At 72.8% G+C, this 25,458-nt stretch carries 25 protein-coding genes and 1 pseudogene; 15 read left to right on the forward strand and 11 right to left on the reverse strand.

The window, feature by feature from the left end:
* Positions 1-427 precede the first annotated feature (427 nt).
* Positions 428-1,069 carry a hypothetical protein gene (locus ACFWBB_RS25750; protein ID WP_385277010.1) on the forward strand — a complete coding sequence of 214 codons (642 nt, stop codon included), beginning with the start codon at positions 428-430 and terminating at the stop codon, positions 1,067-1,069.
* Positions 1,070-1,190: 121 nt separating this feature from the next.
* Positions 1,191-2,312 (forward strand): protein kinase family protein, encoded by a 1,122-nt coding sequence (locus tag ACFWBB_RS25755; RefSeq protein WP_385277013.1) that lies wholly within the window; start codon positions 1,191-1,193, stop codon positions 2,310-2,312.
* Between the two features lies 1 nt (position 2,313).
* Here the strand turns inward: ACFWBB_RS25755 and ACFWBB_RS25760 are convergent, their stop codons facing one another.
* Complete coding sequence (locus tag ACFWBB_RS25760) at positions 2,314-3,129, reverse strand: glycoside hydrolase family 75 protein (protein WP_385277016.1); 816 nt, start codon at positions 3,127-3,129, stop codon at positions 2,314-2,316.
* Positions 3,130-3,580: 451 nt separating this feature from the next.
* Between ACFWBB_RS25760 and ACFWBB_RS25765 the strand changes: the two genes are divergently transcribed.
* Together ACFWBB_RS25765 and ACFWBB_RS25770 are read left to right on the forward strand one after the other, a co-directional pair.
* Positions 3,581-4,558, forward strand: coding sequence for a fibronectin type III domain-containing protein (locus tag ACFWBB_RS25765; protein WP_385277019.1), 978 nt, complete (start codon positions 3,581-3,583; stop codon positions 4,556-4,558).
* Positions 4,559-5,053: 495 nt separating this feature from the next.
* A complete protein-coding gene (locus tag ACFWBB_RS25770; protein WP_385277021.1) occupies positions 5,054-5,599 on the forward strand; it encodes a hypothetical protein in 546 nt (181 codons plus the stop codon).
* Here ACFWBB_RS25770 and ACFWBB_RS25775 read toward each other — a convergent pair.
* The 4 genes from ACFWBB_RS25775 to ACFWBB_RS25790 all read right to left on the reverse strand — a co-directional run bounded on the left by ACFWBB_RS25775 (position 5,596) and on the right by ACFWBB_RS25790 (position 9,720).
* On the reverse strand, positions 5,596-6,162 hold the full coding sequence (locus tag ACFWBB_RS25775; protein WP_385277023.1) for a PadR family transcriptional regulator: 567 nt from the start codon (positions 6,160-6,162) through the stop codon (positions 5,596-5,598). The genes ACFWBB_RS25770 and ACFWBB_RS25775 overlap by 4 nt on opposite strands.
* Before the next feature lie 31 nt (positions 6,163-6,193).
* On the reverse strand, positions 6,194-8,209 hold the full coding sequence (locus ACFWBB_RS25780; RefSeq protein ID WP_385277025.1) for an FAD-dependent oxidoreductase: 2,016 nt from the start codon (positions 8,207-8,209) through the stop codon (positions 6,194-6,196).
* 116 nt (positions 8,210-8,325) lie between these two features.
* Positions 8,326-8,694 carry a hypothetical protein gene (locus ACFWBB_RS25785; RefSeq protein WP_385277027.1) on the reverse strand — a complete coding sequence of 123 codons (369 nt, stop codon included), beginning with the start codon at positions 8,692-8,694 and terminating at the stop codon, positions 8,326-8,328.
* 123 nt (positions 8,695-8,817) lie between these two features.
* Positions 8,818-9,720, reverse strand: coding sequence for a hypothetical protein (locus ACFWBB_RS25790; protein WP_385277029.1), 903 nt, complete (start codon positions 9,718-9,720; stop codon positions 8,818-8,820).
* A 240-nt stretch (positions 9,721-9,960) separates the two neighbouring features.
* Here ACFWBB_RS25790 and ACFWBB_RS25795 point away from each other — a divergent pair, with 240 nt between their 5' ends.
* Positions 9,961-12,033, forward strand: a complete 2,073-nt coding sequence (locus ACFWBB_RS25795) for a SpoIIE family protein phosphatase (RefSeq protein ID WP_385277031.1) — start codon at positions 9,961-9,963, stop codon at positions 12,031-12,033.
* Positions 12,034-12,151: 118 nt separating this feature from the next.
* Complete coding sequence (locus tag ACFWBB_RS25800) at positions 12,152-12,847, forward strand: hypothetical protein (RefSeq protein ID WP_385277033.1); 696 nt, start codon at positions 12,152-12,154, stop codon at positions 12,845-12,847.
* Here ACFWBB_RS25800 and ACFWBB_RS25805 read toward each other — a convergent pair.
* Positions 12,840-13,691, reverse strand: a complete 852-nt coding sequence (locus ACFWBB_RS25805) for a putative protein N(5)-glutamine methyltransferase (RefSeq protein ID WP_385277035.1) — start codon at positions 13,689-13,691, stop codon at positions 12,840-12,842. The genes ACFWBB_RS25800 and ACFWBB_RS25805 overlap by 8 nt on opposite strands.
* Positions 13,692-13,947: 256 nt before the next feature.
* On the opposite strand from ACFWBB_RS25805, the gene ACFWBB_RS25810 reads away from it, so the two are divergent.
* Entirely contained in the window at positions 13,948-14,418 is a 471-nt protein-coding gene (locus ACFWBB_RS25810) for a MarR family winged helix-turn-helix transcriptional regulator (RefSeq protein ID WP_385277037.1), read from the forward strand.
* A gap of 36 nt (positions 14,419-14,454) precedes the next feature.
* Here the strand turns inward: ACFWBB_RS25810 and ACFWBB_RS25815 are convergent, their stop codons facing one another.
* A complete protein-coding gene (locus ACFWBB_RS25815; RefSeq protein ID WP_385277039.1) occupies positions 14,455-15,183 on the reverse strand; it encodes a GNAT family N-acetyltransferase in 729 nt (242 codons plus the stop codon).
* Complete coding sequence (locus tag ACFWBB_RS25820) at positions 15,180-16,112, reverse strand: NADP-dependent oxidoreductase (protein WP_385277041.1); 933 nt, start codon at positions 16,110-16,112, stop codon at positions 15,180-15,182. The genes ACFWBB_RS25815 and ACFWBB_RS25820 overlap by 4 nt, the downstream gene beginning before the upstream one ends.
* A 208-nt stretch (positions 16,113-16,320) precedes the next feature.
* On the opposite strand from ACFWBB_RS25820, the gene ACFWBB_RS25825 reads away from it, so the two are divergent.
* The 7 genes and pseudogenes from ACFWBB_RS25825 to ACFWBB_RS25855 all read left to right on the forward strand — a co-directional run bounded on the left by ACFWBB_RS25825 (position 16,321) and on the right by ACFWBB_RS25855 (position 22,099).
* Positions 16,321-16,926, forward strand: a complete 606-nt coding sequence (locus tag ACFWBB_RS25825; protein WP_385277043.1) for a sulfite oxidase-like oxidoreductase — start codon at positions 16,321-16,323, stop codon at positions 16,924-16,926.
* Positions 16,919-17,674, forward strand: coding sequence for a ferredoxin reductase (locus tag ACFWBB_RS25830; protein ID WP_385277045.1), 756 nt, complete (start codon positions 16,919-16,921; stop codon positions 17,672-17,674). The genes ACFWBB_RS25825 and ACFWBB_RS25830 overlap by 8 nt, the downstream gene beginning before the upstream one ends.
* 169 nt (positions 17,675-17,843) lie before the next feature.
* Positions 17,844-18,434 (forward strand): hypothetical protein, encoded by a 591-nt coding sequence (locus ACFWBB_RS25835; protein WP_385277087.1) that lies wholly within the window; start codon positions 17,844-17,846, stop codon positions 18,432-18,434.
* An 87-nt stretch (positions 18,435-18,521) separates the two neighbouring features.
* Complete coding sequence (locus tag ACFWBB_RS25840; RefSeq protein ID WP_385277047.1) at positions 18,522-19,490, forward strand: acetylxylan esterase; 969 nt, start codon at positions 18,522-18,524, stop codon at positions 19,488-19,490.
* Positions 19,491-19,500: 10 nt separating this feature from the next.
* On the forward strand, positions 19,501-19,905 hold the full coding sequence (locus tag ACFWBB_RS25845) for a nuclear transport factor 2 family protein (protein ID WP_385277049.1): 405 nt from the start codon (positions 19,501-19,503) through the stop codon (positions 19,903-19,905).
* Positions 19,906-20,127: 222 nt separating this feature from the next.
* Positions 20,128-21,185, forward strand: a pseudogene (locus ACFWBB_RS25850) (serine hydrolase domain-containing protein).
* A gap of 155 nt (positions 21,186-21,340) precedes the next feature.
* Positions 21,341-22,099: a GntR family transcriptional regulator gene (locus tag ACFWBB_RS25855; RefSeq protein ID WP_385277051.1), complete on the forward strand. Its 759-nt coding sequence runs from the start codon at positions 21,341-21,343 to the stop codon at positions 22,097-22,099.
* Here the strand turns inward: ACFWBB_RS25855 and ACFWBB_RS25860 are convergent.
* The gene (locus tag ACFWBB_RS25860; protein ID WP_385277053.1) at positions 22,077-22,850 is read right to left on the reverse strand and encodes a class I SAM-dependent methyltransferase; all 774 of its coding nucleotides are present in this window, start codon (positions 22,848-22,850) and stop codon (positions 22,077-22,079) included. The genes ACFWBB_RS25855 and ACFWBB_RS25860 overlap by 23 nt on opposite strands.
* Before the next feature lie 5 nt (positions 22,851-22,855).
* Entirely contained in the window at positions 22,856-23,419 is a 564-nt protein-coding gene (locus tag ACFWBB_RS25865) for a PadR family transcriptional regulator (protein ID WP_385277055.1), read from the reverse strand.
* 79 nt (positions 23,420-23,498) lie between these two features.
* Between ACFWBB_RS25865 and ACFWBB_RS25870 the strand changes: the two genes are divergently transcribed.
* Entirely contained in the window at positions 23,499-23,906 is a 408-nt protein-coding gene (locus tag ACFWBB_RS25870; RefSeq protein ID WP_385277057.1) for a nuclear transport factor 2 family protein, read from the forward strand.
* A gap of 262 nt (positions 23,907-24,168) precedes the next feature.
* Here the strand turns inward: ACFWBB_RS25870 and ACFWBB_RS25875 are convergent, their stop codons facing one another.
* Positions 24,169-25,071 carry a hypothetical protein gene (locus ACFWBB_RS25875; RefSeq protein ID WP_385277059.1) on the reverse strand — a complete coding sequence of 301 codons (903 nt, stop codon included), beginning with the start codon at positions 25,069-25,071 and terminating at the stop codon, positions 24,169-24,171.
* Positions 25,072-25,458 lie beyond the last annotated feature (387 nt).

The raw sequence follows: 25,458 nt of genomic DNA on the forward strand, positions 1-25,458 counted from the left end.
ACAACTTTTTTGTTGGGGGGGGCGGTTTTTTTTTAAAACCCCCCCGGCGGTGGGGCTTGGGGGGGGGGGCCCCCCCGGGGCCGGCGCCCGCCCACGGGGGGGGCGGCCGCGGCGGGTGCGGCGGGCCATCACGTCGGGGGAGACAGCCGGCGTCGCGGAATTCGCACCGGGACGTCGGCCTCCCGCGCGGCACACACCTCCTCGGCCCACTCCGCTGCGGGCCCGACCGCCGGATCGCTGAGGCCTGACGTCGGTTCGGAACACATGTCCGGGGAGAACAACCCGCTCCGGTTATCCGTACTATCTCTAGGCAGGGCACCGTGCACGCATGTTGCTGCCACCCCGCAGGCACCAGCCACAGGTCGGCACACATGACATGGTGGGCCCTTCAACTCCGGCCTCAGGTCGAGGAAAGGTTGTGCATCCCATGTCCGAGGACGCATCCGCTACCGAACTCACATCGCAGTACACCGCTCAGGTAACTGCCGACCTCGAACGCAATGCCAAGGAGCAGCAACGGCTCAGCGCGGAAATCGCCGCACTCCAGGAGCAGTTGGCTGCCCAACAGCGTGACCACACGGTGCTGCTCAGCATCCAGCAGGCGATCGGCGCAGCACCGGTCTCCGCAGAGCCTTCGGCCCTGCCGGACAGCGCCGCTGCGGTGCCTGCCCCCCGCGCGGCGAAGAAGACCGCCGAGTCCGGATCCGGCAAGCGGGCACGGACGAGGAAGACCGCCCCCGCGCCCCGTCAGGCCACGTCCGGGAAGCCGGCCGCCGAGAAGGCCTCCGGCAAGGCCGGATCCGCGAAGACGGTGCAGCCGACGCTGGTCGACCTGATCCGCGGCCATCTCTCGGAGCAGAACGAGCCGCGCTCGGCGGCCGAGATCGCCGCAACCCTCGGGAAGGCTCACCCCGACCGCAGCGTCAAAACGACCGTGGTGCGCACCACGCTCGAAGGGCTGGTGGCCAAAAGCCAGGCGCAGCGCAGCAAGCAGGGTACGTCGGTCTTCTACACCGCTTCTGCGGTACCGGAGCGGGCGGAGGAGCAGCCCGCACCAGCCGGTGCATGACACCGTTGCGGCACGCCCGTGCCACTGTGTTCCTGGCAGCGGCACCGGGCGGTCTGCTGCGCGATCCGCAGTGCAGAGAGTCCCGGCCTCACCGGCCGGGACTCTGTGTGGGCAGCCGCCGATGGATGTGACCGAGTCAGGACATGCCGCGCGGGTTGCCGCATACGCGGCCGCAGGGACACGGCTGTCGCTGTTGAGCGACCGCCGGCTGGAGAAGGCGGTGTCCGCCGCGCCGGGCCTCGGTTCCGGCATCGGCGGACGGTCGGCGGAGATGGAAGTCGAAGGGATGCCCGTCTTCGTCAAACGGGTTCCGCTGACGGACCTCGAGTTGCAGCCGGAGCACGTGCGGTCGACGGCCAACCTTTTCGAGCTTCCCCTCTTCTACCAGTACGGGGCGGGATCGGCGGGGTTCGGTGTCTGGCGTGAGCTGGCCGCGCACATCATGACGACCGGCTGGGTAGTGAAGAACGCGTACGCGGGATTCCCGCTGCTGTATCACTGGCGGGTTCTGCCCGACAGTCCCCCGGCCGGCTTCGTGGACGCGTTCGGGAGCGTTGAAGGGGCCGTCGCGCACTGGGACGGGTCACCGGCCGTACGCGATCGGCTGGAGGCCGTCGGACGGTCCTCTCACAGCCTGGTTCTCTTCCTGGAGCACGTGCCCCGGACCCTCGCTTCATGGCTCGGCGACAACCGGGATGCGGCCCGGCCGGAGGCAGGAGGCGAGTCGGCCTATCGGTGGGTCGAGGATGAACTGCTGCGGGGCACGCAGTTCATGAGCGCGCGCGGACTGGTCCACTTCGACACGCACTTCGCCAACGTGCTCACCGACGGCCGGCAGGTCTACTTCACGGACTTCGGGCTCGCGCTGAGCCGCGACTTCGAACTCTCGGCGAAGGAGGCCGCCTTCCTCACCGATCACCTTGTGTACGACCGCTCCTACGCACCGAACCACCTGCTTCGCCACCATCTGCCCGACGACGTACGCGGTGGCACCGAACACGGAACCTTCCTGCGCGAATGGGTCAACGGCCGCCGCCCCGGCAGGATTTCGCCCGACATCGGCGCGATCATCGACCGGCACGCCCCGCACGCCGTCGTTCTGGACGACTTCCATCATCGACTGCTGACGCAGAGCAAGCGCACTCCCTTCCCGGCGGCCGAGATCGAGCGGGCCCTGGCCAGTGCTTCAGTGTGTCAGTGCCCGGATCGTGAGAGCCCGGAGCCAAGGGTTCGACCATCCTGATTCAGGATCTTCCAGGTTCTCGTGCCGCAGACGGTTCTCCACCCTGCGCCGGCTCCGAAAGCCCGGTCGGCGCCCACTCGTCCACCGGCGGTTCCGGCAGACGGGTCTCTCCCCCCGTGCCGCGCACGAACAGCCGGGCCAGCCGTTCCCCGACCTCCACCGCCGACGCGTGACTCTCGATGGGGGTCGCCCGGGAGTTCTTGAAGACGATGTACGTGACGCCGGAGGGGGTGCCGCCGCCGCGCGGGTCGGGGCGGATGCCGAGCGCCTTGGCGGTGGCGTACGACGCCTCGCCGATGATCTCGCTCGGTCCCGTGTCGCCGACGACCGCGTACTGCACCCGGTCCTGGTAGATGACGGCCGCGACCGATCCTCCGTGTACCCCTTGGTCACGGTGGTCCCAGATGTCGCTCACCCCCGGCACCACGATGTACGGCAGTGTCTCGGCGCTCAGATAGCGGCCGTCGGACTGCTGGTACGCCGTGGCGCCGGAGAACAGCGGATCGGTGCGGCTGTTGCACTCCACGCCCGGGCGGCCGTCGCAGTCGATGTCCATGTCGGCCTTCCAGAACACCGCCTCGTCGGTGCCGCAGACCGGAATCGTGGCGGGAGTGTCGTCGTCGGCCCGGTAACGGCCGCGGGACACCGGGGTGCAGTCGCGGACCCGGGCCAGCAGGTCGGCGGCGCGGACCGAGCCCTCCTCCCGGGGCGCCGAGGCTCCGGGGGCACCCACGGACGGGTGCGGGGCGGCGGATGGGGCGGTCGGGGCCAGCAGGGCAAGGCCGGCCGCGGCCAGTGTCAGCGACTGGACGCGCACGATACGGTCCCTCTCGTAGGGGCATTGACGGGCACTCAGGACAATCTGGTGTCGACCGTGCCCCTGGGCCACCCGAGGGGGCCGTACGGAGCAGGCGGTACCGCGTACGGAGCACGGCGCCCGGTGCGGTGTGCCGGGGCCCCCGCCGTTGCCGTCGGCGTGGCGGCGGCCCGACGGTGCGACTGGGGCCGGGGGCCCGAGCGCCGTCTCGGCTCCGGGCCCCCGGGCCACTCGCCGGCTCGGGATCGGCGACGACAGCGGTCCGCGCCGACGGCCTGAACTCACGTGTGTGCAGAGCGAGTTCAGCCGCGAGGACTTCAGCTTACGTACCCTCCGGGAGCGGCCGCAGGCGGCCGCCCCCCGCACACCTGCCCACCCCCTTGCCGTGTGCGCACCACCACGCCATATTGGTCCGGACCATTGCCGCCGTGCCGGGCCGGGAGGCAAAGCCGTGCGAGGCGTTGTGCTGTGGGTGGTGCTGTGCGGGCCGGTGGCGGCCCTGTGCTGCGGATGTGCGAGCGGCGGAGGCGGTGAGGACGGGCGGGCGCCGGGCGCGCCGACCGGTGTCACCGCCGTGGCCGGGAGCGCAACGAGCGTGCACGTCATGTGGAACGCGGTCGCCTCGAGCCCCGCGGTCGGCGCGTACGAGGTGTACCGGGGCACCGAGAAGGTCGGGGACGTGTCCGGCGCCGCGCGCATGCTCGATGTCGTCCGCCTCTCGCCGTCGACGACGTACGTCTTCACGGTGCGAGCCCGTGACGTCGGCGGGCGGCTCGGTCCCCGCAGCCGGGAGGCGCGGGCCACGACACCGGTGGCCGCCGCGGCGGACCGCTCGGCCCCGACCCCGCCGGGCTCGGTGACCGGCCGGGCCGCCGGGAGCCGGGCCGTCCAGCTGTCCTGGTCGGCGGCCACGGACGACCGCAGGGTGGTGTCCTACGACGTCTACCAGGGCGGCGTGCGGATCCACAGCGTCGGCGGGGGCCAGACGGCGACGGTCGTCACGGGGCTGCGTCCGGGCGCGCGCTACTCGTTCACCGTCCGGGCCCGGGACGCGGCCGACAACGTCTCGTCCGCCGGTCCGCCCGTACGCCTGACCACCCCGCCGGGTGAGGGCGAGGGGGCGGACACCGCGCCGGCGGGCTTCCGGGCGGGCGTCCGCCTCGCCGACGGGGCGTACTACATCGACCTGTCGTGGGTGCCGCCCCGCGTGGACGGCGTGGTCACGGAGTACCAGATCCAGCTCGACGGCCGGCCGGCCACCTCACTGGTGTGGGGCGGGACCCCACCACCCGGGAAGGCGACATACAGCTTCTACGTGGGGCGGCAGAAGGGCGTGGGCCACCGTGTGCGGATCCGGGCCCGGCTGCCGGACGGCACGTGGGGCGCGTTCTCGGCGGAACGAACGGTGACGACGGGCACCCAGCACTGAGGAGCCGCCCCGGCGGGCCACGGGCCACCACGGGCCGGCCCACCGGCCGACCTGCGCCGGGCGACCGGCCGGGCCGCCCTTCGATCACTCTTGAGCCGCCGCTCGACACGGGTCGGGCGAGCCACCGTCCACGGCCACGGCGGCCGCAGCCACAGCCACAGCCACAGCCATAGCCATAGCCACAGCCATAGCCATAGCCATAGCCACAGGATGGGCGACCGGTCGCTCCGCGGACCAGGCCTCCCGTCGGCATCGGACAGGCCGGCCGTCGGTACCGGCCCAGGGCCGGTCGGTACCCGACAGGCCGGTCGTCGGTATCGGACAGGTCGGCCGTCGTTGGGAGCCGTCCGGAGGAATCCGTCACCTGGTCGGGGGCGGTCCGCGTGCGGGGTGGGGCCGGGGCGCGTTGGCTGCCCCTGAGGCAGCACGGGCGTACCCGACCTTCGGCGGCGCAAGGGATGTACCGCCAACCGTGCCGCCGCCGGAGGACATCCCATGCGCACTTCCCGTTTCCTCGTCCGTTCAGGACTGACCGTGGCAGCCGCCGCCGCTCTGCCGCTCGCCCTCACCGCCCACCCGGCCGTCGCCCGCACCTCGGGCATCTCCGTGAGCACGACCGGTTCCACGGTGTCGGTCGTGACCAGCGCCTGCACCCAGATCAACGGCAGCTGGGGCACGGCGGCGCTGCTCAACAGCGGTCAGGCGAGCTTCGCCCAGGGGCGCCAGGTCGCCCTGTCCGGGACGGCCGCCGGCCAGTCCGCCGCCTGGTCCGCCGTCTCCCCGGGCACCTACACCGTGGTCGTCATGTGCTCCAACGGCAGCGTCGCGGGCACCCAGGCCGTGATCGTCTCGACCCCGTCCACCCCGAAGGCCACGGCGACGCCCACTGCCTCGCCCTCGCGGGGTGTCATGGGCGGCCTCGGCGGCGCGGCCCACGACTACGGCCCCGTGGCCATGGGGGTGGGCGGGGCACTGGTGGGGACGGGTGTCATCGCGGCGGCCTGGTTCCTGCGCCGCCGCTCGAAGCCGTACCGGCTCTAACCGGTCGCGTCCGCCCCGTCCGCCCCGTCCGGCACCATGGGCAGCTCCTGGACGGCCTCGGTGAGCCACTGCGTCCAGAAGGTCTCCAGCTCGATGCCCGCACGCAGGACCAGGTGCTGGAGCCTGGCCTGCGCGCTGTCCTCGCCGGGCGGGAAGTCGCGCTTCTCGATCTCCTCGTACTCGGCCAACTGCCGCCGGTGCAGGTCGAGATGGCGGCGCAGGTCGGCCTCCAGGCCCGCGGTGCCGACGACGGCCGCGGCACGCAGCCGCAGCAGCATGGCGTCGCGGTGCGGCTTGGGGTCCTGGGAGGCCGCCGTCCAGCGGGCGAGTTCGGCGCGTCCCGCGGGCAGCACCTCGTAGGCCTTCTTCTGCCCGCGGGCCGGGGCTTGCGTGGGCAGGGCCCGGATGTGCCCCTCGGACTCCAGTTTCCCCAGCTCGCGATAGATCTGCTGGTGCGTCGCCGACCAGAAGTAGCCGATCGACTTGTCGAACCGGCGGGTCAGATCCAGCCCCGACGAGGGCCTCTCGAGCAGGGCGGTGAGGATCGCGTGCGGGAGTGACATGAAGTCATCCTAGGGACGGGCCGGTACGGTCCTACAGCGCCGCCGCCAGTTCCGTGCCCTGCTGGACGGCGCGCTTGGCGTCCAGCTCGGCGGCGACATCGGCACCGCCGATGAGGTGCGCCTTGACGCCGTCGGCGAGCAGCGCGTCGTACAGGTCCCGGCGCGGGTCCTGACCCGTGCACAGCACGATGGTGTCGACCTCCAGAAGCGTGCTCTGCTCACCGACGGTGAGGTGGAGCCCGGCGTCGTCGATCCGGTCGTAGCGCACACCCGGAACCATCGTGACGCCCCGGTGCTTGAGCTCGGTGCGGTGGATCCAGCCGGTGGTCTTGCCGAGGCCCGCGCCGACCTTGCCGGTCTTGCGCTGGAGGAGGTGGACCGTGCGCGGCGGGGCCGGGCGCTCGGGGGCGGCGAGACCGCCGGGGCCCCGGTAGTCCATGTCGACGCCCCACTGGCGGAAGTAGGCCGCCGGGTCCTCGCTGGTCCCGTCGCCGCCGTCGGTGAGGAACTCGGCGACGTCGAAGCCGATGCCGCCCGCGCCGAGAATCGCGACCCGGTCGCCGACGGGCGCGCCGTCGCGCAGGACGTCGAGGTAGCCGACGACGCTCGGGTGGTCGACGCCCGGGATGTCGGGGGTGCGGGGGCTGACTCCGGTGGCGACGACGACCTCGTCGTAGCCGGCCACGTCCGCGGCGGCGACGGGCGTGTTCAGCCGTACGTCCACGCCGTGCGCGTCGAGCTGGTGGCGGAAGTAGCGCAGGGTCTCGTCGAACTCCTGCTTGCCGGGGACCTTGCGGGCGACGTTGAGCTGGCCGCCGACCTCGCTCGCGGCGTCGAAGAGGGTGACGTCGTGCCCGCGCTCGGCCGCGCTGACGGCACACGCGAGACCCGCTGGGCCCGCGCCCACCACCGCGACGCGCTTGCGCAGCCGGGTCGGGGAGAGGATCAGCTCGGTCTCGTGGCAGGCGCGCGGATTGACCAGGCAGGAGGTGATCCTGCCGCTGAACGTGTGGTCGAGGCAGGCCTGGTTGCAGCCGATGCAGGTGTTGACGGCCTCGGGCGTGCCGGCCGCGGCCTTGTTCACGAAGTCGGGGTCGGCGAGCAACGGGCGGGCCATCGACACCATGTCCGCGCAGCCGTCGGCGAGCAGCTGCTCGGCGAGATCGGGGGTGTTGATGCGGTTGGTGGTGACGAGCGGGACGGAGACCGCACCCATGAGCTTCTTCGTCACCCAGGTGTAGGCGCCGCGCGGCACGGAGGTGGCGATGGTGGGGATGCGGGCCTCGTGCCAGCCGATGCCGGTGTTGATGATGGTCGCGCCGGCCTCCTCGACGGCCTTCGCGAGGGTGACCACCTCGTCCAGGGTCGAGCCACCGGGCACCAGGTCCAGCATGGACAGCCGGTAGATGACGATGAAGTCCTCGCCGACCGCCTCGCGCACCCGCCGCACGATCTCGAGGGGGAAGCGGGTGCGGTTCTCGTACGAGCCGCCCCAGCGGTCGGTGCGGTGGTTGGTCTGGGAGGCGATGAACTCGTTGATGAGGTAGCCCTCGGAGCCCATGATCTCGACGCCGTCGTAGCCGGCCTGCCGGGCGAGGCGGGCGGCGCGGGCGTAGTCGTCGATGGTCCGCTCGATGTCGGCGTCGGTGAGTTCACGGGGCGTGAAGAGGCTGATCGGCGCCTGGAGGGGGCTCGGGGCGACCAGGTCCGGGTGGTAGGCGTACCGGCCGAAGTGCAGGATCTGCATCGCGATGCGGCCGCCCTCGCGGTGCACGGCGTCGGTGATCGCGCGGTGCTGCTCGGCTTCCGCGTCCGTGGTGAGCTTGGCGCCGCCCTCGCCCGGCCGCCCTTCGTCGTTGGGGGCGATTCCGCCGGTGACGATGAGGCCCACGCCCCCGCGTGCCCGGGCGGCGTAGAACGCGGCCATGCGTTCAAAGCCGCGCTCGGCCTCCTCCAGGCCGATGTGCATCGAGCCCATCAGGACGCGGTTGGGCAGTGTGGTGAAGCCCAGGTCGAGCGGGCTCAGCAGGTGCGGGTAACGGCTCATGACGGCCCTCCGTGCGCGGTGTCTTCCCTCCAGTTCTAGAGGACCGCGCACGGTTTATGCAACTAGTTGCACAATAGGGCCGGGGTCATGTGCCGCAGGTCACCGGCGAGGCAGTCTCACCGGCTCTCCAACAGGACGTGCAGCTCCCGCTCCTGGTCTCCGGAGGCCGAGGATAGGTCGCGCACCTCGAAGACCGAGTCCAGCGTCGCGCGCAGCCGCTCGATCGCCCAGTAGCTGCCCTGCGCGTCCGCCTCCACGGAGGAGGAGAGACGGGCGGGCCTGGCGCAGTCGTGCGCCTCGGTGACCTCGAAGGTGCCCAGCCACACCATCGGGCGGCTCTCATGGAGCTGCTGCGGCGCCTCGTCCGTACTGCGGTCCGACTCGAAGCACTGGTTCAGCATGTCGAACACGATCCGGGCGTCCTCCTTGCTGCATCCGCTGATCTCGACGGAGACGGACTCCTCGTGCGGTCGCTCGCGATCCATCGTGCTCGCTCCTCTCGTGGCTGTGACGCGGAGGTGCGGGTTCCCCGCGAACCGCGCCACATCCCCAGAAAAGCATCACTTTCCGAGTGGGACCAACGAGAAGGAGGGGCGCCTGCGCCCCGGTCAGCTCCGGGTGAAGCGGTAGGTCTTGCTGTCGGTCAGCACACAGAAGCCGGGCGAGACGACGATCACCCGCAGGGTGCCGGAGCGCCGGTCGTAGTCGATGCCCTCCGCCTCGAACGTGCCCGAGCAGGAGCTGCGCAGCGGCAGCTGCCGCAGGGCGGTGACATGGCCGGTGACGTCGGAGGTGCCGTTCGGTTCGGCGGACAGGTCGATCCGGAGGAGCGGCTTGGTGATGCCGAAGAGGGTTCCGGCCGGGTCGTCCGAGGAGCACAGCAGCGTGGTCGGGCCGGTGAAGTCGCAGCCCTGGACGTCGCGCACGGCGTGGTCGAGACGGACGGTGGACACCTGCGGCAGGTTCGCCGAGGGCGAGGTGGCGGGGTTGGCGCCCGGAGTCGGGAAGACCAGGAACCGGGTCATGGTGCCCCACTCGCCCGACAGCATCCACTGGCTGTTCGGGGTGATCGCGTCCCAGGAGTTGTTCAGCGCCTCACCGGAGCCGAGGGTGTGGACGTACTCCGACCAGGCGCCGCCGGGCGCCTGCACGCGGTACATCTTCGCGTTGTTCGAGTCGCTCTGGTACGGCTCGACGTAGTAGCCGTCGTAGGACGCGTCCGGATCGCCGACGTGGTTCCAGCCGCGGGCCGACAGGGACAGCGGGATGGTGCCGATGCCGGTGTAGCGGTTGCCGCTGCCCGCCGGGACCTCGACCGAGGTCAGGCCCTGGCTCTCGGTCAGGGGGTCGGCACGGTCGGAGCCGACCTCGGTCCAGTTGTCGGCGGCCGCGGCGGGCGGGGCCGCGGAAAGGGTGGTGACCGTCGCGACGGCCAGCGCCAGCAGGGCAGCGCGGGCGGTGCGGGCGGTGCCGGCCGTGGTGCGACGGCGGCGGGCGGGACGCAGGGGCATGGGACTCCTCGTCGAGGGGGGTGGGCGCACTCGGCGGACAGTCTGGCCCGGGCATCGTGGTCATGTACAGACCAATTCCATGGACAGGTGCGGACCTTGAGGAGAACGGCGCGCGACGCCGTACTGGAGGAGCATGGAAGGGCGCGCGAGCCGTGGGAGAAATGGGTTGAGCACGATAGAACAGGGGGAGTCGGCACGGGGGACGACGTGCCGCGGCGATATGCGGAGGCGGTGCGTGGCATGAGTGGAGCCGGATCGTCCGCGGCCGAGGCCGGTGGCCCGACCGGGCCCAGCGGCCTGCTGGACGTGCTCAACGTGGCCTCTGTGGTGCTCGACACCCAGGGGCGCATCGCGTTGTGGAGCCCCCAGGCCGAGGAGCTGTTCGGGTACTCGGCGAACGAGGCCCTGGGGCGGTACGCGGCGCATGTGATGGTCGACGAACAACACGTCGACCTTGTCGTACAGCTGTTCGCGGACGTCATGGCCACGGGCCTCAGCTGGGCGGGGGCGTTCCCCATCCGGCGCAAGGACGGCACCACCCGGTTGGTGGAGTTCCGCAACATGCGGCTCATGGACGACCGGGGCGAGGTCTACGCCCTGGGACTCGCCGCCGACCGGACGACGGTGCGCCGGCTGGAGAGGGACCTGGCCCTGTCGACGCGGATGGTCGCCCAGTCCCCCAACGGCCTCGCGGTACTGGACACCGACCTGCGGTACGTCTCGGTGAACCCCTCGCTGGCGCGGATGAACGGCGTACCGGCCGAGGAGCACCTGGGCCGGACCGTCCGCGAGGTGCTGCCCCGGCTGGACGCGGACGCACTGGAGGCCGCGGCGCGCCAGGTGCTGCGGACCGGGGAGCCGCTCGTCGACCGGTCCGCCCTCGGGCGCACCCCGGCCGACCCCGAGGAGGACCACGCCTGGTCGCTCTCCCTGTACCGCCTGGAGGACGCCCGCGGCACCGTGCTGGGCGTGGCCGTCTCGGTCGTCGACGTCACCGACCGGCACCGGGCGGCCGTCGAGGCCGAGGCGGCCCGCCGCCGGCTGGCCCTGGTCGCGGACGCCTCCGCCCGGATCGGCACCACCCTGGACCTGGAGCGCACCGCCCTCGAACTGGCCGAGGTGGCCGTGCCGGAGCTGGCGGACGTGGCCGCGGTGGACCTGCTCGACGCGGTGGTGGCGGGCCGGCGTTCCCGTCTCGGGCCCACCGAGCCGGCCGTGATCCGCGCCCTGGCGGTGCGCGCCGCCGACGAGCCGGACGCGCTGCGGGCGGCAGACCAGCCCGGACAGGTGGCCCGCTACGCGCCGGACCGGCTCGTCACCGAGTGCGTGCGCACCGGCAGGCCGGTCATGGTGGCGCAGGTCAAGGACGAGGACCTCGGGCGCATCGCCCACTCCCCCGAGGCAGCCGCCCTGCTGGCCCGGGCCGGTGTGCACTCGTACCTGGCCGTGCCGCTCATCGCGCGCGGCGAGGTGCTGGGCGCCCTCGACCTCAAACGGACCCGCAATCCCCTGCCGTTCGACCACGACGACCTGCTGCTCGCCCGTGAGCTGGCGGCCCGTGCGGCCGTCCAGATCGACAACGCCCGCTGGTACCAGAGCGCCCGCACCACCGCGCTCACCCTGCAGCGCAGCCTGCTGCCGAGCCATCCGCCCGTCACCGGCGGCCTCGAGGTCGCCTCCCGCTACCAGCCCGCCGGCGCCACCACCGAGGTCGGCGGCGACTGGTTCGACGTCATCCCGCTCCCGGACGGCAAGACGGCACTCGTCGTCGGCGATGTGATGGGCAGCGGCATCGACGCCGCCGCCACCATGGGCCGGCTGCGTACCGCGACGACCACGCTGGCCTCGCTCGACCTCGACCCGGCGGTCCTCCTGGAGCACCTCGACCGGATCACCCAGGGCCTGGACCACTCCATCGCCACCTGCGTGTACGCCGTCCACGACCCCCGGGTGGGAAGGTGCCGGATCGCCAACGCCGGCCACCTGCCGCCGGTTCGCGTCCGCCCGGACCGTCCGCCGGAGCTGCTCGACCTGCCCACCGGCGTGCCGCTGGGCGTGGGCGGGGTGCCGTTCTCCACGACCGACGTCGACTTCGCGCCCGGCGACCAGCTCGTGCTGTACACGGACGGCCTGGTCGAGACCCGCAGGCACTCGCTCGACGAGCGTCTGGAGGCGCTGCTGGCGCTGCTCGACGATCCCGCGCGGCCGCTCGAGGAGGTGTGCGACCTGCTGCTGAGCGCCTTGCACCACCCCGACAACCACGACGACGTGGCCCTGCTGGTGGCCCGGGCGCGGACGCGTACCGGGGACTGAGCGCCGCCGCCCGCCCGATTCACAGGCTTTTGTTATCGCTTCCTTATCGGGCACCTCGGACAATCAATGTGAGGCGTGGCACTGGTGCCGCCGTCGTGCCCGAGGAGGGTGAGCCGTGATGCAGGAGCCGGACAGGCCGCAAGGGCCGGAAGAGGCCGAAGTGCTCTCGGGGCCGGTCGACGCGGAGCGGGACCGTGCCGGCCTGCGCACGCAGTGGCGACGCCGGTCGGCCCGCGGGCGGGCGGTGATCGCGGCCACCACCGTCGCCGTCCTGGCGCTCGGCGGCACCGTCGCCTACGCGGCGGCCTCGGGGGACTCCGGAGGCGGCGCACCATGGGCGTCGCCGGCCGCGTCCTCCTCCCAGGGGCCCGGTGGCCGGCACGGCCACGGCGGCCCGTGGTTCGGCCTCGGTGGCGACGCGGCGCACGGTGAGGCGACCGTCAAGGACCCCGGCACCGGTGACTGGGTCGTCCGCGTCTGGCAGCGGGGCACGGTGACGAAGGCGGACGGCAAGCAGATCACCGTCAGGAGCGAGGACAGCGCCGCGTGGACGTGGACGGTGGCTGCGGACGCGTCCGTGTCCGCCGACGGCGCCTCCGGCTCCGGGGCCGACGCGCCGAAGAAGGGCGACTCGGTGTACGTCGTCGGGACCCGTTCCGGTGACACGAACACCGCCGAGCGCGTCCTGTCCGGCACCTTCGGCGACCGCGGCCCGGACGACCGACGCGACGGCTCCCCGGGGCACGGCCCGTGGAACCACGAGGACGGCCGCTCGCCCTCCCCCGGTCCCACGGGCAGCGGAGCGGCTACCTGACCCCGGTCACCCGGGTTCCGACGACGACGTGGGCGTACAGCTCCTCGCCGTACGCCCGCCGTACGTCCAGACCGCTGCGGCTGAACGCCTCTACTGCGGCGGGGACTTGACGCTCGCCGGTCTCGACGAGGAGACAGCCGCCGGGGGCGAGCCAGCGCGGCGCCTCGGCGGCGACCCGGCGCAGCACGTCCAGACCGTCGCCGCCGCCGTCGAGGGCGGTGAGCGGCTCGTGGTCCCGTGCCTCCGTCGGCAGCAGGGACACCTCGCCGCTGGGTACGTAGGGCACGTTGGCGGCCAGGAGCTCTATTCGGCCGCGCAGTCGGCCGGGGAGCGCAGCGAACAGATCGCCGACGTGGGCGTGTCCGCCGTAGTCGGCGACATTGCGCCGGGCGCAGCGCACCGCCGCCGCGTCGATGTCCGCCGCATGCAGCTCGACCGGCCCGAGCGAGGCGGCGAGGGCCGCGCCGACCGCGCCCGAACCGCAGCACAGGTCGACGACGACCGAGGCGTGCGGCACCGCGGCGAGGGCCTGGTCGACGAGGAACTCGGTGCGGCGGCGGGGCACGAAGACGCCCGGCTCGACGGTGATGCGCAGACCGTGGAACTCGGCCCAGCCGACGACGTGTTCGAGGGGCAGGCCCGCGGCCCGGCGCTCCGCCATGGCCGCGGCCTCGTCGGGCGTCCGGGCCGCGCCGAGAATCAACTCCGCCTCCTCCTCGGCGAAGACGCACCCGGCGGCCCGCAACACGGCAACCAGCGCGTCACGGGCCGCGGCGGCGGAGGGCGAGAGAGGAGAGGAGGAGGGGAATGACGAGGAAGGAGAAGAAGGAGAACGAGGGGGCATGGAGCCGAGAAGCCTTTCGGGAGCCGAAGGGCGCTCTCGCGGTCGCCTACCGGCGGCGATCCACGCTGTCACGAGGTGAGAGCACCCGACCTGACACTGCGGTAATGGGTCTCACCTCCTCGGTCTCGCGCGACTGGGGACCTCCGCAGCCGGACGGCCACCCTACCCCAGCGACCGGACGCTTCTCCCGGCTCGCGCCCCCTCCTCAAAGTTGTATTATGCAACTAGGCGGGGAGGAAGCAGTGAGGGAGCCCCAGTGGAAGCAGCCGAGTCCGTGGAGACGATCCAGCGGGAGATGACGGTCTTCGCCCGGCGGGCCCGCGCCTCGGCGGGCCGGCTGCACCCCGAGCTGTCACTCGTGTCGTACACGCTCCTCGGACACCTCGAGGAGAGCGGCGGCTGCCGGGCCACCGACCTCGCCGCGCACTACGCCCTGGACAAGTCCACGGTCAGCCGTCAGGTCGGCGCCCTGGAACGCGCCGACCTGATCGAGCGGCGCCAGGACCCCGAGGACCACCGCGTGCAGGTCCTCCACCTCACCGACGCGGGCCGCCGCATCCTCGCCCAGGTCACCGAGAGCCGCCGCACGGCCTTCCGGGAACGGCTCGCGCAGTGGCCGGAGGACGACCTGGAGAGGTTCGCGGAGTACCTCGTGCGCTACAACGAGTGGCACGGAGCCGGGTCCGGGAGCGACCGGCTCCCCCTCGGCGGCCACGTGACCCCCTGACCCGTCGGTGGCGGCGCCCCGCGAAGAACCCGCTCGCTAGGCCACCGGGACCGGCTCCCGCCCCTCCCCCAGCCGCTCCGGCACCCGGGCCGCCAGGAAAGCCGTCCTGCGGCGCAGCCGGAAGCCCAGGGACTCGTACAGCCGGATGGCGTTCGTGTTGCCGGCGGCGGTGTGCAGGAACGGTGTCTCGCCGCGTTCGCGGATGCCGTGCGCGACGGCCAGGATCAGCCGCGTCGCCAGGCCCTCGCCCCGGAAGGCGGGGTCGGTGCAGACCGCGCTGATCTCGGTCCAGCCCGGCGGATGCAGCCGCTCGCCGGCCACCGCGATCAGCGCGCCGCCGCGTCGGATGCCCAGGTAGGTGCCGAGTTCGATGGTTCGGGCCTCGAAGGGCCCCGGCTGGGTGCGGGCGACCAGGTCGAGGATCTCGGGTACGTCGGCGGGGCCGAGCCGGATCGCCTCCGGCTCGGGTGCGGCGGCCAGCCCGTCGTCGACGAACTGCACGCCGTCCACGTGGAAGGTGATCTCCCAGCCGGCCGGGAGCTCACCGCGGAAGCCCGGCAGCGGGACCTCCGCGCCGGGACCGGCGAGCGCCGCGAGATCCGCCCAGTCGTCCGGGCCCGGGTCGTCCGGCAGCGCCAGCCAGGGCGACACGTCGACGGGGTAGCGCAGCACGCGGCCCCGGCGCTCGGCGAAGTGGGCGTGCGGTCCGGTGAGGGAGGCCAGGGCGGGATTGTCGAGGATGTGCGGGGGCTCGACGGTGCTCATGCGCCGGCTCCGATCTCGAGGACGACCTTGCCCCGCGCGTGGCCGCTCTCGACCTCGCGCAGCGCCTCGCCCGCCCGCTCCAGCGGGAAGGTGAGGGTGACATGCGGGTTCAGGTCGCCGCGGACCACCAGGTCCGCCACGGCCCGCAGTACGGCCGAGTCGCGGGCGCGCGCCACCCGGGCACCGCCCAGCTTCTCGGCCTCCTCGGCCGGCGCCCCGGCGGTGATCAGCCGGGAGCGGTCCCGCACCAGGCCGGCCGCCTCGTGCAGCACCTCGCCGCCGACGAGGTCGTAGACGCCGTCCACACCGTCCGGGGCGGCCAGGCGGACGCCTTCCGCCCAGCCGGGGCCGGACCGCACGTGCACGGCGCCGAGCGACTCCAGGAAGTCCTTCTTGCCCTCGCTCGCGACGCCCACGACGCGCAGTCCCAGGGCGCGGGCGATCTGCGCGACGGCGACACCCACCCCGCCGCCCGCGCCGGTGACCAGGAGCGTCGCCCCGGCCGGCAGAGCGAGCTGGTGGACACCGTCGTAGGCGGTCGCGGCGGCCACGGGGAGGGTCGCGGCGTCGGTGAACGACAGCCCGGCGGGCTTGTGCGCGGTGATGCCCGCGGCCAGCAGCGCGTACTCGGCGTAGCCGCCCGCGACCGCGGTGCCGAACACCTCGTCGCCGGGCGCGAACCCGGTGACCCCCTCGCCGGTCTCCTCGACGACGCCGGCCACCTCGTTGCCCAGGACCGCGGGGAATGCGCGCTCACCGCTCTCGCCGGGGCGCCGGTAGCCCGTGCGCTGCTTCCAGTCGACCGGGTTCACACCCGCCGCGCGCACCGCGACGAGCACCTCGCCGGGCCCGGGCCGGGGCCGGTCCAGGTCGACGAGCGCCTCGGTCTCCGGGCCGCCGTACCGGGTGAAGACGTACGCCTTCGGCATTGCTCCCACTCTCCTTCGCTGGCACCGGACCGCTGGACCGCTGGATCCGGAACGACACGTGCAAGAGCCCGGAGCCCGGTGGCTATTCCCCGCCACCGGGACTGTTCATACGGCCTTAACGATCGGCGGGCGGACCCGGTGCCGAGCACGGCTGACATGCACGTACGGTTGTCCGCGTAAGCATCCGCCGCCCTCACGCTGGAACCGCATGAACGTCACCCGAGGCTTCACCGGGCGTGCCCGTGTCCACAATCCGGGGCTGCCCCCCGGCCAGTACGACGCGGGCGACGACTGGCCCGTGCTGTCCGCCGAGGTCACGCCCGACCTCGCGCCCGCCGACTGGACCTTCCGCGTCGACGGGCTGGTGCAGGCGCCCCGCACCTGGGACTGGGACGAGGCGCACGCGCTGCCGGAGTCCGCGTACGAGGGCGACATCCACTGTGTGACCAGCTGGTCCAAGTTCGGGGTGCGGTTCGGGGGCGTGTCCCTGGACGCGTTCCTGGCCGCCGTCCGGCCTGATCCGGCGGCGACCCACGCCGTCGCCTACTCGCACACCGGGTACACCACGAACCTGCCGCTGTCCGACCTGACCGGCGGACGGGCGTGGATCGCCTGGGAGTACGACGGGAAGCCCCTCGCGGGTGAGCACGGCGGTCCGGCGCGGCTGCTGGTGCCGCATCTGTACTTCTGGAAGAGCGCCAAGTGGATCGCGGGCCTGCGGCTCCTCGACCACGACGAGCCGGGTTTCTGGGAGCAGAACGGCTACCACGCGCGGGGCAACCCCTGGGAGGAGCAGAGGTACTCCGGTGACTGAGACCTTCACTCCCCCGACCCGGTTCGCCGTGCCGGGCCGGATCGCCGTGAGCAACCGGTCCGCCGCCCTGTGGCAGACGGCGACCCTCACGGAGATCCGCCGCGAGACCCCGCACGCCGCCACCTTCCGGTTCGCGGTACCGGACTGGGCGGGGCACCTGCCCGGCCAGCATCTGATGCTGCGGCTGACGGCCGACGACGGCTACACGGCCCAGCGGCACTACTCGATCGCCTCCGCGCCCGACGACGAAGGGCACGTCGAGCTGACCCTGGACCACGTGGACGGCGGCGAGGTCTCGGGCTGGTTCCACACGAGGGCCGAGCCGGGTGACGAGGTCCAGGTGCGCGGTCCGCTCAGCGGCTTCTTCGCCTGGCCCGGCGACCGGCCCGCGCTGCTGATCGGCGCCGGCTCCGGGGTCGTCCCGCTGATGTCGATGGTCCGCCACCACCGGGCGCGCGGCCTGGACGTACCGCTGCGGCTGCTGGTGTCCGCGCGCGGCCCCGAGGAGCTGATCTACGCGCGGGAGTACGGCGCCGAGACGACGCCCGTGTTCACGCGGAGCGCGCCGGAGGGCGTGCCCGTGGGGCGGCTCACCGCCGGTCACCTCGCTCCGCTGCTCGCCGAGGTGCCCGCGGTCGGCTGGGAGGCGTACGTGTGCGGGTCCAACGGGTTCGCCGAGCACGCCTCGCGGCTGCTGGTCGAGGCGGGCCAGCGGGTCGACCGGATCCGGATCGAGCGGTTCGGCTGACCCTCCCGTGCCACCCGGGCCCGGCCGCCCCAGCACTCACCTCTTCCCCACCCGCCACCGTGCCGTCGGCTGCCAAGGGGCCGACGTGAACGAAGCGTGAAACGATGTACTCCGAACGGGGTATGACGCTCGTGTGGGCACTCGTACGCGTGACGGCGAGGAGGTCGACATGCGAGGCGGTGCGCGTGGTGGCCGGCACCGGCGGAACAATCCGCTGCGGCGCCGGTCGGATGTGGTGGAGGCGTGGACGGCGCTGGCCGTCGCCGCGCTGCTGCTGGTCGCCGTGCCGCTGGCCGGGGTCTTCGCCGGCCGGTGGGCCCACGCCGACGCCCGGACGGTCGCGTCCCAACTTCGGGCCGAGCGGCATCGCGTACGGGCCGAGGTCGTCGGCCATCCGCCCGCGACCATGCCCTCGGTGGAGGGCGGCAGGCAGCAGACGGTCCGGGTGGCCGTCCGGTGGACCCCGTCGGGTGAACACGCGCGGACTGCCGTCGCCCGGGTTCCGGAGGGCACGCGCGCCGGGGACATGGTGGACGTGTGGTTCGACGCGCACGGCCGGAGCGTGACGCCGCCGCCGAACGACACGATGGTGTGGCAGCACACCCTCACCCTGGGCACGTGCGCGGCCGGCGGTACGGCCGCCGTGGTGCTGCTGGGTCACTCCGTCGTCCGCCGCACGGCGATGCGGCACCGGCTGGACGAGTGGGAGCGCGAGTGGGCCCGTACGGAGCCCCGGTGGACCCGTCGCAGGCCCGCCTGAAGCTTCTCACCGGGGTCTGGCGAGGCCTCCAGCCGCCCACGTACGGTGTGATCATTCGTATGGGCACTTAACAAAAGGCGGTCCTCCATGCCCCTGTTCGACCTGCCCCTCGAGGAGCTCCGGGCCTACCGCAGCGCGTCCACCGAGCCCGAGGACTTCGACGCGTTCTGGTCCAAGACCCTCCAGGAAGCCCGCGAGCACGACCTGGACGCCCGCTTCGAGCCGGTCGACACGGGCCTGACCACGGTGCGGGTGTACGACGTGATCTTCGCCGGGTTCGGCGGGCACCCCGTCAAGGGCTGGCTGACGCTGCCCGCCGGGGCCGGGGAACCGCTGCCCCTGGTCGTGGAGTTCGTCGGTTACGGCGGTGGACGCGGACTGCCGCACGAGCACCTGCTGTGGGCGTCGACGGGCCGCGCGCATTTCATCATGGACACCCGCGGCCAGGGCAGTGTCTGGGGCGGTGGCGGCGGCACCGCGGATCCGGTGGGCGGCGCCCCCTCGTACCCCGGTTTCATGACGCGGGGCATCGACGCCCCCGAGAACTACTACTACCGCCGGGTCTTCACGGACGCGGTACGCGCGGTCGAGGCCGCCCGCTCCCATCCGCTGACCGACGCGGCACGGACCGTGGCGCTCGGCGGGAGCCAGGGCGGCGGCATCACGATCGCCGTGGGCGGTCTGGTGCCGGATCTGGCGGGCATCGCCCCGGACGTGCCGTTCCTGTGCGACTTCCCGCGCGCGGCGACGCTGACGGACCGTCATCCGTACCGGGAGATAGGCCTGTTCCTCAAGACGCACCGCGGTCGCACCCAGGACGCCCTGGACACCCTCGCGTACTTCGACGGCGTGCACTTCGCGTCCCGGGGCTCGGCCCCCGCCCTGTTCTCGGCGGCCCTGGAGGACCAGACCTGCCCGCCGTCGACCGTGTTCGCCGCCTTCAACGCGTGGGCACACGAGGACAAGGCGATCGAGGTGTACGACTTCAACGACCATGAGGGCGGCGGCCCGTACCAGGAGGCGGCCAAGCTGCGCTGGCTGCGGTCCTACGCCTGAAGGCCGGCGCATGGACACGCGTGCCGCCGCCGAGCGCTTCGTCCGTGTGTGGGAGCGGGCCTGGGCCTCGCACGACGTGGCGGCGCTGCTGGAGCTGTACGCCGGGTCCTGTGTCCACCGCTCGATGCCGTTCCGTGAACCGCACCGCGGGCGGGCCGAGTTGGCCGCGTATCTGCGCTGGTCGTTCACGGCGGAGCGGGTGACCGACGTGCGGTTCTCGGCCCCCGTCGTGGGCGCGGACGGAGTCGCGGTGGCCGAGTTCCGGGTGCTGTCCGAGGAGGACGGGGTGGCCGCCACGCTGGCCGGCTGTGTCCTCGTCCGGTTCGACGACGCCGGGCTCGCGGTCGAGTCGCGGGACTACTGGCACACGGCCGACGGGCACCAGGAGCCGACGGGCCGGCGGTTCCTGATCTGACCGCGACGGCCGGCCTCGGCGACCGGCCTTCCCTCCAGTCCGACCAGTCGGTACGTTCAGGGGGCCCGGGTCGCACCGTCGCGGTCCGGGGTTCCGGCGGACCACGGAGGCCCCGTGTCCGAGCACGCGCCACAGATCCACGGCCACTGCGACCCGCGGTTCGCGGCAGTGCGCGCCGCCTTCGAGGAGAACTTCCGGGACCGGGACGAGGTGGGCGCCGCGGTGAGCGTCACGGTCGGCGGTGCGCCGGTGGCCGACCTGTGGGGCGGCTGGGCCGACGCGGGGCGCACGCGCGCGTGGGAGCGGGACACGCTGGTCAACGTGTGGTCCACGTCGAAGGGCCCGACGGCGCTGTGCGCGCACATCCTCGCCGACCGGGGGCTGCTCGACCTCGACGCTCCGGTGGCCGCCTACTGGCCGGAGTTCGGCGCGGCGGGCAAGGACCGCGCCCTGGTCCGGCATCTGCTGTCCCACCGCGCGGGACTGGCCGGGCTGCGCGAGCCGCACTCCCTGGAGCAGCTCTACGACTGGGAGCTCACCACCGCGCGCCTCGCGGCCACCGAGCCCTGGTGGGAGCCGGGCACCCGGTCCGGCTACCACGCCCTGACCTACGGTTTCCTGGTCGGGGAGCTGGTGCGGCGGGTGTCGGGGCTGCTGCCGGGGGCCTTCCTGGAGCGGGAGGTGACCGGACCGCTGGGCGTCGACTTCACGATCGGGCTGCCGGAGAAGGAGGCAGGACGGGCGGCCGAACTGGTGCATCCGCCGGCCGCCTCGGCCGGTGAACAGGCCGCGATCTTCAGCCAGTTGGCCCCCGCCGCCATCGCCGCCCTGACCAATCCGCTTGCGGGCGCGGCCGAGGCGAACTCGCCCGGGTGGCGGGCCGCGGAGATCCCGGCGGCGAACGGCCACGGCACCGCGCGGGCGGTGGCCGCCCTATACGGGATCTTCGCCGGCCGGGGTACGTACGGCGGCCACCGGATCCTCTCCCCCGAGGCGGCCGAGCGGGTGCGCGAGGGACAGGGCGCCTGCCGGGATCTGGTGCTGGGGGCCGGGTTGGCGCACGAGACAGAGATCGGCTCGGGCTCTGGCTCAGCGGTCCGAACGGATCGTACGGACCCAACCCGCGCGCTTTCGGACATGACGGCTTCGGCGGTTCCTGCGGGCTCGCCGACCCGGAGGCGGGGGTGTCGCTGGGGTATGTGATGAACCGCATGGGGCCGCACATCGCCGACGACCCGCGGAAGACGGCGTTGGTCGACGCCCTGTACAGCGCGCTGTGAGCGGGGTCGCGACGAGGGCGGAGTGAAGGTGCGGGGCGAACCGGTTTCGGCCGATCGGCCGACCTGCCCTTCCCTGGTGGTTTAGACCAATGCTAGATCTGGTGGCGCACCGAGTCCGCACGAACACGGCACGTCACCCACAGGAGGCGCGCGGCATGGCCCGCAGCACCACCCCCACCACACCCCATGTCCACCCACACCCCGACGACCGGCCCCTGTACTGGCGCATCGCCCAGGAGTTGCTCGGCGAGCTGCGCGACGGCACCATCGCGCCCGGTGAACGGCTGCCGGGCGAGCGGCAGTTGGCCGGGCACTTCGGCGTCAGCAGGCAGACCGTACGGCAGGCCCTGGAGGTCCTGCGCAGCGACGGGCTGGTCGAGACCGACCGTCGGGGCAGCCACGCGGCCCTGCCGGGCGGGCCGCTCGGCACCCCGTCGTTCCTCGCCTTCCCCGTGGGCGCGCGGCCCGCGGACGATCCGTCGGCGGTGGCCCGGGCCGCCGTCAGCTGGGAGGCACCCCCGTCCGGGCACGCCGAGGCGCTCGGGCTCGCCCCGGACCGGCCGACGCTGGTGCACCGCTACGAGTCCGCCCGCGCCGACGGCCGCGGTCTGCGTACGGCCGTCACGTCCTTCTCCGCGGTGGCCCTGGCCGAGGTCGAGGAACTGGCCAGGTACCGCGACCGCGCCGACACGAGCGCCTCCCCGGAGCTCCGGCGGGCCTACGTCTGGATGCGCCGGGCCGGTCTGACCCTGCACCACCGGGACTGCATCACCCATCTCGACGACGCCCCGTCGATGCTGGTCACCCGGCGCGTGCACGACCAGTACGCGCGCCCCCTGGAGATCACCGACCTGGTGGTGGACACCCGACGGGAGGCGCTGGTCTACGCGTTCACGCTCCCGGCGGCCGGGTGATCCCGCTCCCGTCCGGACCGTCGTAGCGATCGGTCCGGCGCGCCTCGACCATACGGACCCGTGGACTTCCGTCGCTCCTCGTCCCGAACTCGGGCAGGGCGCGGAGGTCCACTCGGAACCCGGCACGCTCCAGTTCGCGTCGCACCTCACCGAGCCGGAAAGCGCGGTAGTACATCACGAACGGCGGCCGCCACACGGCGTTGCGCACCCGCATCACGCCGTCGAAGCCGAGGAGCATCCAGAAGGCCGGGGACGACGGCCCGGGCGGGGCCGGGACGGGGAACGCGAAGCATCCGCCCGGCCGCAGCGCGGTACGCACCTGGGCGAACAGGCCCGGCAGCTCGCGGGGCAGGAAGTGCCCGAAGGCGCCGAAGCTGACGACGAGGTCGAAGGCGGCGGTGAACGGCAGGGCGCGGGCGTCGGCGCGCACCCAGGACACCCGCGGGCCGGCCGGGCGGGCCCGCCCGCGTGCCTGCGCCAGCATGCCGGCGCTGAAGTCGACCCCCGTCACGCTCTCCCGGCACACCGTCGCCAGGACCTCGACCCCGGCGCCCGTGCCGCAGCACAGGTCGAGGCCGTCCTCGTAGGGGCCGGACTCCTCGAGGGCCGAGGCGACCGCGTCCAGGACGGAGTCGGGGGTACGGAAGGGCGTGTGGTCGAACTTCGGCGCGAGCAGGTCGTAGCCGTGCTCGACGGACGACAGTGCCTGGACGGCGAGTTCGCGCAGGGTGGGGCCTTCGGGACTGAACATCCGCGTCAGCCTACGGCCGTCCGCCGCTTCAGGAGCAGCAGGGCGCGTTCGCACCAGCGCAGGTTCGTCTCCTCGAAGGAGATGCCGGCCATCAGGGTCAGATAGGGGCCGATCCGGTCGGCCTCGCTCAGGTACGCGTCCTCGGTGCGCCCGTCGAGGAGGCGGTCGCGCACCCGCCGGTAGCGGTCGAGCTTGGCGCGGGACCAGGTCATGCGTTCCTCGACCAGCTCGCGGGTGACCTCGGGGTCCGCGCCGTCCATCGCCTGGATCTTGACGAGGAGTTCGTCGCGGATGGCGGTGGGCCGGCGGGGCGGGGCGGCGGCGAAGGCGTTCAGGTCCGTGCGGCCGGCCTCGGTGAGGGTGAACATCCGCTTGTTGGGCCGCCGTTCCTGCTGCACCAGCCGCGCCTCGATCAGGCCGTCCCCCGCGAGGCGCTCCAGTTCGCGGTAGAGCTGCTGCGGGGTCGCGGGCCAGAAGTTCGCGAGGGAGACGTCGAAGACCTTCGACAGCTCGTAGCCCGAGGCCTCACCCTCCAGCAGGGCGGCCAGGACTGCGTACTTGAGGGACATATGGACACCGTAACAGCAGGTGACTATTCTCATCCGCACCTACTCAACAAATTTACTACTCACGCTGTGAGGTGATCCGATGCGCGCGTTCCGTGAGGCGGTCGAGGCCGGCGATCTCGACGCCGTCGAAGCGCTGCTGGCCGAGGACGTGGTGTTCACCAGCCCGGTCGTGTTCAAGCCGTACCCGGGCAAGGCGATCACCGCGGCGATCCTGCGTGGGGTGACGCGGGTCTTCGAGGACTTCCGGTACGAGCGGGAGCTCGACGGGGGCGACGGGCGTGACCACGCGCTGGTGTTCACGGCCCGGGTGGGCGAGCGTGAGCTGACCGGCTGCGACTTCATCCATCTGAACGAGGACGGGCTCGTCGACCAACTCACGGTCATGGTGCGCCCGTTGTCGGGCGCCCAGGCTCTCGCGGCGGCCATGGGGGCGCAGTTCGACCAGATCCTGAAGGAGGCGGAGGCACGGTCGGCCTCCGCCTCCTGACCTCGGGCGACGGTGCGGGTGAGAGCTCCCGCGCCCCAGGGGCGACCCGGCCGCGTCGAGGAGGTGGCGCCGCTCGTCGTCCGTCCGCTGCCGGACGAGGCGTCGCACGTCAACGGCGCGGAGAGCACCGTGGACGGCGGGTACACGGCACACGCCGGGGTGATCGGCGATCACCACCGCGCCGGTCGCGCCGGAGGCCCGCCGCTGAGGCGAACCCCCGGGCGCCGGCTTCCGTGCCGTGCCGCCCCGGCCCTGCCGGGCCTCAGCCCCTGAGGTCCTCCAGGGCGGTCCTGGTGTCGGTCTTCAGATAGCCCGTGACCTCTTCGAGCGTCGGCGGGTCCTTGTCGCTGTCGTACGAGGAGTAGTAGGCGCTGTAACTCATCGTGTACGTCACCCAGCCGTCGCGCACGGCGAGCGTCGCGTACAGCGAGCCGCTCGTCGAACCGGACGTGGTGTCGTCGCTGACCAGGTAGGCCTCGTCGCCGATGCCGGTGACGGTCTGCACGTCATAACCCGAGTGACTGTCGGCGTAGTTCTTCCAGCCGGCGGTGAACTCCGGTCCCGGGTCGGCCTTCCTGTGCAGGTCGACCTGGGTGGAGAGATAGGCGTCCGCGTAGCTCGAACCGGTCTTCTTCAGGCTGAGGCTGCACAGGCTCTCGTCGAGGGCGTCGTCCTGGAGACTGTTGTGGGTCGGGGAGCCGTCGCTGTCCGGGTACTCCTCCTTGAAGGACGAGTAGTCCGTGGAGGTGCACAGGTTCGACGGTGCCGTATATCCGCGCAGGTCCGGATCGTCCGCGGCGCCGATCAGGAAGACGCCGGCCGCCCAGGCGGCGGACGCCACGACCGCGCCCACGACGGCCCACAGGACGGCCTTCCCCGCGCCGCCACCGCCGCTTCCCTGCGGCGGGCCGACCACGGGGTAGGGAGCCTGCTGGAGGTACGGGTTGACCGGCTGGGGCTGAGCGGGCTGCCCGACCAGGGTGGGCTGGGCATAGACGTTCTGCTGACCGGCTTGGGTCGCGGGTGCCGCCGGCGGGAAGCCCAACGGCCCGCCGGCGGCCGGCGACTGCGGATTCGGGTAGGGATACGCGCTCGGCTGGGCCGGCGCCCCGGACGGCTGGTCCGGCTGGTCCGGCTGCTGCGGAGGCTGAGGCGGCGTGGACATGACGTGAAGGTAATGCAGAAATAGCGGTCAAGTTCCCTGCCGTCACGGATCGTTACTCTCTGGGGACATCTGGGATGAAACCCGGAAGAGAACGGAATCCTCACCCGGCGTCTCCCGTCGGGCCGACTGTCCGGCGGCTGGGCCGACGCCGTCCGCACCTGTGTCCCCAGCGCCTGCGCCGCGGTGTTCCCGCGCTCCACCGGCAGGGTGACGAGCGCGCCCGGCAGGGACGCGCAGCCGCACATCAACTCGACTGGTACGCGGCGGCGACGGACCGCGGGCCCGCCACACCAGGCGCGGCACCTCCGCGAAGCCTTCCGGAGGGGTGAGGCCGTACGCGGCACCGGCGGGAACAAACCCCGCCATGAGCGCGCTGACGGCGTCGGA

Origin of the sequence: Streptomyces sp. NPDC060000 (assembly GCF_042737375.1) — a bacterium.
GTDB lineage: Bacteria > Actinomycetota > Actinomycetes > Streptomycetales > Streptomycetaceae > Streptomyces.